Origin of the sequence: Sphingobium xenophagum, from assembly GCF_031457465.1 — a bacterium.
GTDB lineage: Bacteria > Pseudomonadota > Alphaproteobacteria > Sphingomonadales > Sphingomonadaceae > Sphingobium > Sphingobium xenophagum_A.
Genome location: NZ_JAVDWV010000035.1, coordinates 1 through 12,563, shown reverse-complemented (window position 1 = coordinate 12,563; position 12,563 = coordinate 1). Strand labels below are relative to the sequence as shown.

Here is a 12,563-nt window from a genome sequence, read left to right as displayed (position 1 = left end):
CTCAATCTCGTCCGACATCGGCCACCCCGCTCAAAGAGCGGCAATCATCCCCCCGAATGGGCGCCGCGCAAGGCGGCCGTCAGACCTCGCTTACCTTTGTTCTGCGATTTCCTCTATCGGTGACAAGGCGGTCGTGGTGCTCGACAATCTGCCCGCACATAAGGTCGCTGGCATCCGCGAGGCGATCATCGCCCGGCGCGCTTAACTCTTCTACCTGCCCCCGTACAGCCCCGACATGAACCCGATCGAGATGGCCTTCGCCAAGCTCAAGGCGCTCCTGCGGCAGGAACCGGCCCGCACCGTCGATGCCCTTGTCGAACGCATCGGCAACCTTGTTGACCGCTTCCCGCCCCACGAATGTGCCAACTTCTTCCCCGCCGCCGGGTATCAACGGTCAATGTGAAAATGCTCTAGCAGTTCCAGCGCTTGATGAAGGACAATGGTGTAACCTGTTCCATGAGCCGGTCCGGCAACTGTTGGGACAATGCTGCGATGGAAAGCTTCTTCTCCTCTCTCAAAACCGAGCGGATCAGGAGCAAGGTCTACCATTCGCGAGATCAGGCCCGAGCCGATGTGTTCGATTATATCGAAAGATTTTATAATCCGACACGCCGGCACTCAACCTTGGGGTATCTCGGCTCCGTCGACTTCGAACGGAAAGCTGGTGTAGCTTAAATGAGCCTATCTTGGTGTCCGCCAAACCGGCAGCAGGGCCATGGTGTCTATATTCATCCACTTGGGCCATCATTATGGAAGGCAGCAAGATTGCGCTGCAGTTCGGCATCAAATTCGCGGAGTCGATCCAGGCCGGCGGCCTCTCCCTCAGCAGACGGCGATGTCCAGCCATGCTCGAGATCGACCAAAGCATTATAACCTCGCCTGACTGCCAGAGCGGCGACTTCAACCAAGTCAAGCTCTCCGGCACCGGGTTCAACCCGACCAGGTTGATCAGCCAGCTGCAGCAGACATACCTGATCGATCGCCTCATTCAGCGACTGCACAAGATCCTCTCCCATTTGCGCGATGTGGCCCGTATCGAAGATCATGCCGACCGAGGGGCTGGCGGCCATGCGGATGAGTTTGAGCGTGTCCTGTGTGGACCTGAGCAAAAGGCCGGGGAGCGCCACTATCGGTTCGATCCCGATGACGATGCCATGGTCTCCTGAGATAGCAGCCATTTCAGCAAGATTTGCCGCGACGTTCTCGTATTGCTCGTCTTCACTCAGGATCGCAGGGTCCGCGGCGATCAGTACCGCCAGGGTCGAGGATTGAAGCGCCGCCGCCACTTCCGACGACCGTTTGACGAACTGCGCGAGACGCTGTCGATTTTCAGGAGACCGATCGGCCAGGATCGGGCTAACCACGAATTCTGCGGGAATTGCTACGATGGCACTTGCCGTCAGGCCGGTTTCAAGCAGCGCCTCCTTCACGCGATCGCGCTCGGTAGCTGGCTTTTCCATGGCCCACGGATAAAGAATGCCAGACATGCCGATGCTGGCAGCGTAGCGGATGTGCGCAGCGGGATCATCGGTGCCCACAGTAGCAAGGAACTGGGGTCTCAATGCGGGAGGTTCATACCCGTGATGAATGCTGTATCGCATTGACCAAACCATTTCCAAACTCCTGGGTCAGATAAAATAGACGTGCCGCGTGCACCTAGATCTTCGGCGGACGCGGAGCGCCACCTGCGGAGACGCGATCAAGCTGCCAGTCGAGAAACTCGATTCCACTCTTGAAATTATTCCGGCCCGGTGCGCCATCCAGGATGACTGCAACATTGTCGCGTACGTCCTCTGGCGTCAGATCAACTTTGGCGTAGCCTTGGGTCATCATCAGCTGTTGTTGCGCCACAACCCCACCCCCGGTATCCAAGGTCTGGCCATTGATCGTACAGCAATCGGAAGCGAGCCATGCCACGGCCGCAGATGTTAATTCCGGCCGCATGTAATGCGCCCACCAGTTCTTGGCGTCGTTGGAATCATAAACATCTGAACGGTTAGCGTCCGTTGGCTCAAAAAGCCCCTCCATCATTCGCGTGTATGCCGTCACGCCAAGCGCATTCGTGACAATGCCGTGCTCAGCTCCTTCCAGGGCGAGGGAACGTGCAAGGCCAGTCAGCGCGGTCTTAGCGACCCCGTAATGGACCAGATTGGTGATTCCGGAAAGGGCCGCCTGGGATGTGATAAAGATGAAGCGCCCATATCCTTGGCTCACCATATGTGGCCAAGCCGCTTTGGCCAGCAGGAAGCCCCCGTCAGTGTGAACCCCCACAACCTGCCGGTACTGCTGGTACGTCATCTCGCCAAACGGAATGAAGGTCACGACGCCTGCATTATGGACAACGATGTCCAACCTCCCGAACGCGTCTATCGCGGCCTGCACCATTTTCGCCACGCCGGTCTCCGAAGACACGTCGTTGTAATCCGATATCGCCGTACCGCCCGCGTCCGCGATCTCACGGACTACCGCGTCGGCTGGATTTTCGCCTCCGTCGCGTCCGTCCATCATCACGCCGATGTCATTGACGATGACCTTGGCACCGCGCTGTGCAAGAAGCATGGCGTGCGATCTGCCCATGCCGCGTCCTGCGCCGGTAACAAGGGCGACTCTCCCGTCAAATCGAATCTCGCTCATGAACTTCCTTTCGCGTCGAATTTTTTGCCAGCCGATTTGCGGTCCGCCTCGCGGAGCGAGGGTCGGCGATCTCACATATAAGTCAGACCGCCGTCCGCAAGGATGGTCTGGCCAGTCACGAATTCGGAATCATTGCTTGTCAGGAACGAGACCAGACCGACCATGTCGCGCGCCTCGGCGACCCGCTTGATCGATTGCATGCTAGCCATCTGGTCGATCTTGTCAGCGCTGCCGTAGGACATGACGCCAGGCGTCGGGGTCAGCGCCGGACTGACGGCATTTACGGTGATGCCGTATTTGCCAAGGTCGGCGGCAAGCGCTCTAGTCAGGCCGATTGCTCCCATCTTGCTCGCCTTGTACGCGGCCAGGCCCTCGACAGGGAACATCAGCGAACCGGACGTGAAATTGACAATGCGCCCCCAGTTCGCTTGCTTCATCGATCCCAAGAACGCCTTGGTCATCAGGAATTGAGAGTCAAGGTTGACCGTCAGGACGCGCCGCCACTCTTCATAGCTGAGATCCTCGATGCTGCAGCTCGGGAAAATGCCGGCATTGTTGATCAGGATGCCGACACTGCCGAAGTGCGCAAATGCGGCTGAAGTTGCCTCAGCAATATCGTCAGGCGAGGAGACGTTTGCCGTAAGACCCAACCATTCGCCTCCCACCTTCCGAACCAGATCTCCAGTTTCCTCGGGCACCGCGAGATCTATGCCGATCACTCGAGCCCCCCGTTCTGCCAGTCCGACGGCAATAGCTTGGCCGATACCGCGCGCAGCTCCGGTAATAACGGCTACTCGGTCACTATGTGTCACGATTTATCTCTCCATCGCTCTGAACATAAGTAGAGCTGGCTTTGCTGAAACACTGGCTGCAACGAGGTATGCTGCGTCAGAGCCTGAACAGACTCGCTCAGTAATCTATGATGATCGCTGGCGCGCGGCCCGCCCCGCTATCGATCATGCTGTGCGCCTGCGTCGCGCGTTCGAACGGAATGCGCTCCGAAATGAGCTGATTGACATCGATCTTGCTGACGATATCCAAAGCTTGGCCGAGGCGACGTTCGAGCGGCCACCGCGCAGCCTCGTCCCCGCCGACACTGGCTACGAAGACGCTCTTCACAGTAAGCGCGCGAAGGTGAAAATCGGGCGAAAGCGCCAGCGGTGTGTTGCGTGATGTGTGCCAGGCGGGGACGACCACCATGCCCCTGTCACCGCTATAATCGAGAGCGCTCTGCAGAGCGGGCGTGGCGCCGCTCGTCTCGATGAACATGTCAGCGCCGCGTCCCTCGGTGTATTCGGCCACGACCTTGCCCAGTTCTGACGGATCGATGACGGCGTCCGCGCCGATCCATGCAGCAGCTTCGCGTCGCTCAGCCATCGGATCCACCACGATCAAGCGACCTGCCGTTTTGCGAGCCAAATGCGCGCAGAGGCTACCAATGACGCCCAGGCCGGTGACGACCACACATTCTCCGACACGCACAGGCGCTTCGTGCGAAGTTCGCAGCGCGACATTGCACATGTTGGTGAACATGGCGCGAAGAGGATCTGCAGCAGCCGGCAACTTGACGCCGAATGCTGCTGGCATTGTGAAAACGTCTTGATGGGGATGGGTGGCGAAGACGAGATCGCCGGCCTCGAAACCGGAACCTTCGCCTGCGGACTCCACCCTGCCGATCAACTGATAACCGAATTTCACCGGGAAAGGCAGCGTGCCCTTTATCGTGTCGAGCGGCATCTCGAGCATCTTGCCTTCGCCACGGTAGACATTCATTTCGCTACCCTGGCTGATCAGCGAGTGAATTGCGCGCACGCGAATTTCGCCAGGGCCGGGTGGAGGGGCCAATTCATCGCGAAACGCTGACTGCCGCGGTCCTTCGAACCAAAGTGCGCGGCCACCGATAGTCTGCGTCATTATCCTACTCCTGAAAATTGCAATTCTTCGAGCGGGGCAAAAGTGCCTCGCGGCTCAGTTGTCCTTATTGACGATATGGTCCGCCACTTTCTCTGCGGCCATCAAGACCGGCAAGTTCGTTCCTGCCGACATCACAGTCGGGAAAATCGAGGCGTCTGCGATGCGCAGACCTTCAACCCCGATAACGCGACCTCGCTCGTCCACAACGGCGTCCAGATCATCCCTGCGACCAATCCGGCAGGAACCTACCCAATGTCCGCCCATCATCGCGATCGACCGGACTAAGTCTCGCAGACCATCATCGTCGGTCGCGATCGTGCTCAGCGCGGTGGCCATCTGCTTCAGGACTTGCTCAGCCAGGAAATCGGACGATGCAAAAGCGACTCCGCCGACCTTGCTAAGAAGTCTGCCGCGCGGTGTATCGCTGAGGTAGGTCATAAGCAGAGGCGAGAACTTCATAAGAAACTTCGTATTCAGCAGGGGGCTTACGCGCGCTGAATTCATCAGTGATATGCCGTGCCGAAAAGCACCCACCATGCGGGTGAGATCCCGGTCATCCCCCCACATATTGGTCTGCACGTGCGGCCGCCCATTCGGGCTCATGTTCGCCAGGACCGATCCTCTGGAGAACGGCTTGTTGAGGATAAACATGAAATCGGCAATTTGCCGTCCCAGCGGGTCATGCGGATGAGGCGAGAGTGCACGCTCCCAAACATTGAGAAGCATGTCGGTACGCGGACAATCCGGTTCGTTGGACGAATACCGCGCAATCATCATGCATGGCGGAGCCAGTGTATTTGCCGGTCGGCCCTTGGACTTCACATGGGCGTTAAGGCTGACCATGCTATGGTTGCTCAAGTTGCGGCCAACCCCGCGCCGGTCGGCGACAAGCGGTGCCCCCAATGCGCGGAGCGTCTCAGCAGCGCCAATACCCGATTTCTGCAGCAGCGCCGGCGTGTTGATCGCACCGCAAGTAACGACCACTTCGCGGCCCGCGATCCGCTTGAGCCCGTCGGGCGTACGCACCGACACGCCAACTGCGCGGGCACCGTCGAAGACGATCGTATCGACATCGGTGTCCGTGACTATGGCCAGATTTGGCCTCGCGCGTATGCTGGCGCCAAGATATCCCTGCGCGGCTGACACGCGCGTCGCCGGGCTGATGTTCAAAGGAACGGGGCCAACGCCGTCAGAAAACTGGATGTTCAGATCCGTTTGCGCTTCCAGTCCGCGGCTGACCAATTCATCGCGCACCGCACGCGACAGCCCGCTCCACCGATCGCTCTGCATTCTGGAGATCGGGATAGGACCAGTGCTGCCATGCTGCGGACCTTGGAAGTCCTTGTCGGTCTCCACCTTTATGAAATAGGGCAGCACTCGATCCCACCGCCAGTCGGTGATCCCGAATTCTTCCCATTCGTCGTAGTCCCTCGGGAAGCCCCGCTGTGCATGCATGCCGTTGATGGCAGAACCGCCACCCAGCACGCGCGCGAGGACTACGGGCACCAAACGATCGGTGTCTTGGGGGCCCCTGTCTGTCCCTAGGAAATTTGACCAGATGAACTCCGGTTTGAAAGTCGTCCGAAGGCCAGGGTCGGAGATAATCTCCGGCTCCACCTCGCCCAGGTCCGGCCCTGACTCGATGACAAGAACGCGCCTCGAAGCGTCTGCCGAAAGGCGATTGGCCATCACGCATCCGGCCGACCCGCCGCCTACGACAATAAAGTCGAACTCGGTCTGCTCGATACCCGGATCGGTTATGCGTTTATTGGCATTCACTTGCCCGATCCTTCTCACTTATCTGATGTTCTGCCGACATCGCGTTTCACATATGAATCAGGTCATCCGCATACACAGCCTGCGCGAAACCGGTTCGCGCAGGCTGCAGGAATTTTTTCAGAAGCTGTACCCGACCATGACCCCGTATGTACGAGGCGCAGCGGCCTGACCCTCTTCAAAGCCACCAGGATTTGCCTGAGCGATAAGGTATGTATAGTAGTTTTTGTTTGTGAGGTTTTTACCGAAAACCCCTACCTTCATCTTTTCATCGGCAAACTTGTAGGTCAGGGTGCTGTCCAGCAGCCCGTAGCGTCCTTGGCCCAAAATATTGTCCGGGCCGGAATAGAAGCGTGAGGAGTAGCTGTAATTCACCGTCGCATCCAAAGCGCCGTCGCCGATGGGGACGCTGTAGACCGCGCCGATGTTGAACGTCACGTCCGGTGCATAGGGAATCTTGTTGCCCTTGGCGCTCCCGATTGTCTGGTTCACGCCGCCGCCGTCCGCGATCGGAACCCGATTGAAGAAGCCTGCATCCGGATACGAAGTGAACTTCGAATCCATTAGCGTGGCACCGGCGTTGATCGTCAGATTCTCACCGAGTTGTGCCGTGGCGTCGATATCGACCCCATACAGCTTGGCAGCCGCACCATTTTGAAGCACAGCCGATGCGGCCTGGAATACAGTCACCTGAAGATTGGAGTAATCATAATAGAATCCGCCAACATTCAAGCGCAGGTGCCTGTCGAAAAGGTCTGCCTTGAACCCTGCCTCATATGCATCAAGCACTTCAGGCTTGACTACGACTGAACTGGGTGGAACCGCGTTGAAAACGCCGCTCTTGAAGCCACGGTTGAAGGAAGCATAAACCAGTACTTCAGGTGTGACCTGCTGGTCAAGAGCGGCACGGAACGTTAGCTTCTTGAACGTTTTGGCGGCATCTACCGCCCCCGTTTCCAGTGTCGAGCCTCCGAAAGCCGGCAGAAAGGTCAATATTGTCTTGCCGCTTATCTTCCTCTGTTCGGTGGTGTAACGTAACCCGCCCGTTAAGTGAGCCCCCTCCCAAAGGGGAATGGTCGCCTGCCCGAATATTGCGCCGGATTTTGTTTTCTGATTGGTAAAGAACGTGAGGCTCTCGAGCGGAGATAAAGACGTTCCACTAATGACGAATGGCTCGTAGGTCGCCGTTCCGTTCATATAATACAGCCCTGCAAGCCACTTGACGTCAGAGGCGGTGTTGGAACTTAACTGGATCTCCTGCGAGAACTGCTTGTCTTTGGCGACGATCGTAGCATATCCTCGATCAGCCGGTGCAGGAATGCTCGGGAAGCCAACTCGCTGCACGGCACGGCGATACGCTGTTATGCTCGTAACTTTGACCGCGTCAAACTCGTGGTCCCACTGCAGACTGGCACCACCGGTATTGAAACTGTAGTAAGGTTGCCTGGCCGTATAAGTATCTTGGAACCCACCCGTGGCAGGGAAGGGCTCTCCGACTTCAGCAAAGGGCGCCAGTACACCGGAAGCGACAAATTCGGCCAGATCAGGTCGCTCGCCGGCAAGCGTCGTCCCAGGACCGTAGTTCACGGCCGTGCCTTTGATAAGACCGTAAGCACCGATACCGGGTCCCTTCATACGCGAGAAGTCGCCAATGATGCGGATTTGGTCGCGATCTGTCGGCTCGATAAGGGCTTTGGACCGGATCGCATACTGATCCAGCTTGTTCACATCTTTGCCAAGAAAGAGGTTCTGCCCATACCCTTTGCCTTGGAGCGAAACAAACCCTGCGATGTCCGCCGCAACATTCGGGGCAAGACCGCCGGTGAGATAGCCCTGGAGGGATGCCGTCTGGTAATTCCCATAGCGGGCCGTGAATTCGCCCGACAGCTCCTGCTTTGGATCCTTGGTACGGATGTTCACGACGCCGCCCGTGGCATTGCGGCCGAACAATGTTCCTTGCGGACCCTTGAGAACCTCCACTTGCTCGATGTTGTTGAGCTGCACGAGGGCCCCGTTCACGCTCAGAATGTACACGCCGTCCACATACGTCGCCACCGAGTTTTCGACGCCTGCGCCGACCGCAGTGGTTCCGATCCCGCGAAGGTGGGGCGCTGTGCCGCCGGCGCTGATCTGGAATGTCAGGCCGGACACCACACGAGCGAGCGACTCGGTTCCCATGATGTTCGCGGCAGCCAGCCTCTCCGCCGTCACTGCCGTGATCGCAATTGGCACCTTCTGGATGCTTTCGGAACGGCGGTTTGCGGTGACCACAATGTCCGCGATACCGCCTTGACCAGCAGCGCTCTCAGCTACAGCGGTTGCAGTCTTGTTCTCCTGCGCGACGGCGACAGTAACGGACAAATTGACCGCTAACGCCATAGCAAGCAGGCGATCCAGTCGGAGCATGTAAACGCTATTTAATTTGGACACGACTTATCCTCCCCAAGTTGCCTTTTTTTCTTTTTTTAGGACCGCGCCGAACATACGACGCAATTTTCAATCTACAGCTGGACTAGCTCGGCCAAGATCCATCGAGGACCATATCCAAATGACCGAACTTGGGCGTCCTATCGCCCACGATAGGTATGATGTTCGTCAGAGCCCGGCGAATGCGCATGCCCGATGTCGTTCGGACATCAAGAACATAACTTTTGTCAGAAGCAATAGCCCGCTTGATCGCACCCTCAAGATCCTCTGGCTTTTCTACCGTCTCGCCATCGACACCGAAGCCCTTCGCAACGGCAATGAAGTCGGTGGATTGCGGCAAATCGACCCAAGGATTGTCAAACCCGGCCGCTTTGGAAGCGGAGCGGTTGGCAAGAAGGCAACCGTTGTTGTCGATGATGACGATCACTTTGATATTATGCTCAGCCAACAGCGACAGGTCGCTTATGTCGTAATAAAAGCCGCCATCGCCATGATAGACAACGACCGTACGCGAAGGGTCGGCCATTTTCGCGCCGATCGCGACCGGAAGGCCGGCACCAAGCGACATGTAATGGCCACCTGTCGGGCGCGGTGTGTTGGCCTTGAACCGGAAGCTACGATAAAGCGCGAAAGCCTGACCGCCTGAATCGCCGACCACCAATGTGTCGTCCGGCAGCAGATCGGACATAACGCGGATCACGTGATACTGATTGAGCGGGACCGCGTCCGGCTCGGCCCAGGCCAGCATCTCCTCCAGGAACGACGCCTTCATCGACCGAGTCTCCTCGCGCCACGCTTCAAGCGAGGACTGTCGCGCGCTGACTTCGTCTCCCTGAGCAAGGGAGAGGAGCTGGCGCAGAAAACCCTTCGCATCGGCCTCGATTGCAACGGTTGGCTCGAAGATTTTGCCCAGTTCATAGGTGTCGATATCGACGTGGACCACCTTTTCCGGTTTGCTGATGGTCCAGCTTCCGGTGCTCATCTGCGAGAACGACACACCCAGCGCGATCCAGAGATCCGAACGCTGCAGCGCATCGTTGCCCGAAATCCATCCGAAGCTACCCGATGCGCCAATATATAACTCGTCCCGATCATCGAGCACTCCACGGCCGCCCCAAGACGTTGACACGACGGGAACACCAAGGAGTTGCGCCAATTCACGCACCTCATCAGCTGCGTCGGACAAGTGGACGCCAGCACCGACGTAAAGCACGGGCCGCTCTGCACTCTTCAGCATGTCCCACACGTTGCGCACATCGTCAGCATTGCCAACCGGTGGCTTGGGAAGGGTCAAAGGCTCGACCTTGATCGAAGTTTCTTGGAACATGGCCGGCTGAGACAGGACCAGCACGGATGAGCCGAACTTGCCGGTGCTGGCAGCCTTGACCGCCTGCCTGACGATCACGGGAAGGTCAGAGCCATCAGTGACCTTCTTGCTGTACTTGGCAAGATTGCTCAGCGCCGGATAAACCTTGAGCGCGTCCTGAAGACCATCCCGCGCCTCCATGGCGGGCGGGTTGTCCATCGTCATGAACAGCAGTGGCGTTCCATCCATCGTCGCACCATAGATAACCGGCGACGCGTGAAGAGACCCGACATGCCACGTAAGCACCGCCGACGAAGCCCTGCGCTTGATCCGGTTATATCCATAAGACATCCACGCGGCACCGATTTCCGTGCGCCCCGCAATCATCTTGAAGTTTTCGTCGACCAACGCCCGTGCCAACGCGTTGACAGAGCCGCCGGTGTAGCCAAACACAACCTCAACGCCACATGCAGCGAGCGACTTTGCGACAGCATCCGCGCCAGCGAGCTTTTGAGACGCCCCGTCCGTGTCGCCATGTACCTGCAGGTCGGAATCAGCCATTACATTACCTCTCCACGCGCAACGCGCTGCATGTTTATCAAAAATTGCGCGGCCTAGCGTCATTCGCATGACCAACATCAATCGTGAGGAGGTTGATCGCACCATCGATGTTGCGATGTCAAGCAGCTTCATCAACTACAACGCTGATTTTCAACGTATTTGTATGAATAATAGGTGATATAATTTTGTCATATAATGGTGGACCCGCGCGATAGTTGTTTATTAGCAATAGAGTTTTTGTGAATAATCTATACATATATCTATATATGCTTTGGATTTTTATTTCTAATATTCTACGGATCCTACGGTTTTACTATATTAATAGCCAAGGCAATTGCGGAAAATTTACCGCGAATCTCAGGAAATCCGACAGCAATCCGGATCTTCTTGTTTGACTGCGCAGGACACGAAATAGCGCTTTCTCAAAAACGGTGTGATCAAACCAAGGGAAGATTTGCATCGGCCGTTCGGGTGCTCCCCAGGGCGCCGCGATCCAGTGCGCCTCGCGGGGATCGCCCGGACACTACGCCTCCTGCTGTCGAAGCCGGTTCATGCGGCGTCAAACGGCTACACCTGGAGCCAGCGCTCATCGCCCTCGGTTTAGACTTGATACGGCCCCAGGGTTCATAAGCGCGACCTCTGCTGGAATCTCGCCAGTCTGGCGTACGCTTGATGCGTCGAAGAGAATGCCCCGGAGATATGGTCAGTCCTCGATCACTTATGCCTTTGAAATTCGGCATCGAACGCCCATACTGCTTCATGTAGCCAGAACGGTCTGGCAGGAACGTCTATAGGTTTGCCGATCATTCGGGCTGAATGCAAAGACCTAAGACGATGGGAGATTTGACCGATCGTGAATTATAAGGGTCTGGATCTAAACCTGCTCGTGGCGCTTGATGCGTTGCTTACTGAAAGAAATGTTACGCGCGCCGCTTCCAAGCTGTACATTTCTCAGCCAGCGATGAGCATCGCGCTGCAACGGCTGAGAACGCATTTTGACGATGAGTTGCTGAAACGCGTTGGCCGCAAGCTAGAGTTGACCCCCAAAGGCATCACGTTCGAGAGCGAAGTCAAGGATGTCCTATCCCGCATCTCCGCCTTGCTGCAAAATGAGCCAACCTTCGAACCAGCAATAAATTCCCGCAGTTTCCGAATAGCGATGACCGATTTCTGCGCTCGAGTGTTCGGGGTGCCATTCGTTGGAGAGTTGCGGCAACAAGCGCCGTTGTCGACTTGCCAGATTGACGAGTTCAGCGCGGATGCGCTCGACCGGCTGAACGAAGGCACGATCGATTTCTGCATCGCCGCAGCCGGTTCCGCGCTCACCGACGGCCGCCGTGGATCGCAGGCTTCAGACGACACCCAATCCTTTCGGCGGGTATCGCTCTTCCAGGATGAGTTTGTTCTGGTCGCAGACGCGGGCAATAATGCAATAAGAGCTGGCATCGATTTCGACGATTTCCGCCGGATGCCCTATGTGGAGGTCCGGTTTAATTCGGAAGTTCCGAGCCTAGTCGATCAAGCCCTCCGCCTGCAGGAGGAACGCCCTACCTCCGTGCTGGTCGTGCCAAGCTTTGCCACGGCGATCGAGATCATCATAGGGACGGATCTCGTCTGCCTCGTACCGTCGCTCATGGCAGGTCGCTTGGCCAATACCCATCGCATCAAGACCGTACAGCCGCCGCTCAGTTTGCCGGTCCTGAACGAGACCCTCATCTGGCACAGTAGGAATGAAATCGATCCTGCGCACCGATGGCTGCGCGAGTGCCTTCTTACGGTAGCGCAGCGCTATTTCGCAATTACCGCCGATCACGGAGCGGTCACCATCTGAATGGCTCTCATCTTTGGTTTCTAGGGTCGAGACTCGTTCAAAGCCAGAAGGCCACTGCGGCAGCGAGGCTTACGGCTGACAGGAAGTTTCGGGCGAGCTTGTCGTATCGGGTAG

The 12,563-nt window shown here is 57.3% G+C and carries 8 protein-coding genes and 2 pseudogenes; 3 read left to right on the top strand and 7 right to left on the bottom strand.

Annotated features, from left to right (window positions below; all coding sequences use genetic code 11):
* Nucleotides 1–130: 130 nt before the first annotated feature.
* Both J2W40_RS20180 and J2W40_RS20175 read left to right on the top strand, forming a co-directional pair.
* Nucleotides 131–403, top strand: a pseudogene (locus J2W40_RS20180) (transposase); the annotation flags it as partial.
* A gap of 11 nt (nucleotides 404–414) precedes the next feature.
* Nucleotides 415–675 (top strand): annotated as a pseudogene (locus tag J2W40_RS20175) (integrase core domain-containing protein); the annotation flags it as partial.
* A 53-nt stretch (nucleotides 676–728) separates the two neighbouring features.
* Here the strand turns inward: J2W40_RS20175 and J2W40_RS20170 are convergent.
* The 7 genes from J2W40_RS20170 to J2W40_RS20140 form a co-directional block, all read right to left on the bottom strand.
* Nucleotides 729–1,613, bottom strand: coding sequence for a sugar phosphate isomerase/epimerase family protein (locus tag J2W40_RS20170; protein ID WP_310227751.1), 885 nt, complete (start codon nucleotides 1,611–1,613; stop codon nucleotides 729–731).
* Nucleotides 1,614–1,656: 43 nt separating this feature from the next.
* On the bottom strand, nucleotides 1,657–2,634 hold the full coding sequence (locus J2W40_RS20165; protein ID WP_310227750.1) for an SDR family NAD(P)-dependent oxidoreductase: 978 nt from the start codon (nucleotides 2,632–2,634) through the stop codon (nucleotides 1,657–1,659).
* A 71-nt stretch (nucleotides 2,635–2,705) separates the two neighbouring features.
* Nucleotides 2,706–3,446, bottom strand: a complete 741-nt coding sequence (locus tag J2W40_RS20160; RefSeq protein ID WP_310227749.1) for an SDR family NAD(P)-dependent oxidoreductase — start codon at nucleotides 3,444–3,446, stop codon at nucleotides 2,706–2,708.
* Nucleotides 3,447–3,543: 97 nt separating this feature from the next.
* On the bottom strand, nucleotides 3,544–4,548 hold the full coding sequence (locus J2W40_RS20155; RefSeq protein ID WP_310227748.1) for a zinc-dependent alcohol dehydrogenase: 1,005 nt from the start codon (nucleotides 4,546–4,548) through the stop codon (nucleotides 3,544–3,546).
* 54 nt (nucleotides 4,549–4,602) lie between these two features.
* Nucleotides 4,603–6,327 (bottom strand): GMC family oxidoreductase, encoded by a 1,725-nt coding sequence (locus J2W40_RS20150; RefSeq protein ID WP_310227747.1) that lies wholly within the window; start codon nucleotides 6,325–6,327, stop codon nucleotides 4,603–4,605.
* Between the two features lie 117 nt (nucleotides 6,328–6,444).
* Entirely contained in the window at nucleotides 6,445–8,730 is a 2,286-nt protein-coding gene (locus tag J2W40_RS20145) for a TonB-dependent receptor (RefSeq protein WP_310227746.1), read from the bottom strand.
* A gap of 106 nt (nucleotides 8,731–8,836) precedes the next feature.
* Nucleotides 8,837–10,618, bottom strand: coding sequence for a thiamine pyrophosphate-binding protein (locus J2W40_RS20140; RefSeq protein ID WP_310227745.1), 1,782 nt, complete (start codon nucleotides 10,616–10,618; stop codon nucleotides 8,837–8,839).
* Nucleotides 10,619–11,471: 853 nt separating this feature from the next.
* On the opposite strand from J2W40_RS20140, the gene J2W40_RS20135 reads away from it, so the two are divergent.
* Entirely contained in the window at nucleotides 11,472–12,449 is a 978-nt protein-coding gene (locus J2W40_RS20135; RefSeq protein ID WP_310227744.1) for a LysR family transcriptional regulator, read from the top strand.
* The last annotated feature ends 114 nt before the right edge of the window (nucleotides 12,450–12,563 follow it).

Bases quoted from the DNA above. Each gene is read 5' to 3' on its own strand.
- J2W40_RS20170 (WP_310227751.1), bottom strand. From the start codon at position 1,613: ATGGTTTGGTCAATGCGATACAGCATTCATCACGGGTATGAACCTCCC.
- J2W40_RS20165 (WP_310227750.1), bottom strand. From the start codon at position 2,634: ATGAGCGAGATTCGATTTGACGGGAGAGTCGCCCTTGTTACCGGCGCA.
- J2W40_RS20155 (WP_310227748.1), bottom strand. From the start codon at position 4,548: ATGACGCAGACTATCGGTGGCCGCGCACTTTGGTTCGAAGGACCGCGG.
- J2W40_RS20145 (WP_310227746.1), bottom strand. From the start codon at position 8,730: ATGCTCCGACTGGATCGCCTGCTTGCTATGGCGTTAGCGGTCAATTTG.
- J2W40_RS20140 (WP_310227745.1), bottom strand. From the start codon at position 10,618: ATGGCTGATTCCGACCTGCAGGTACATGGCGACACGGACGGGGCGTCT.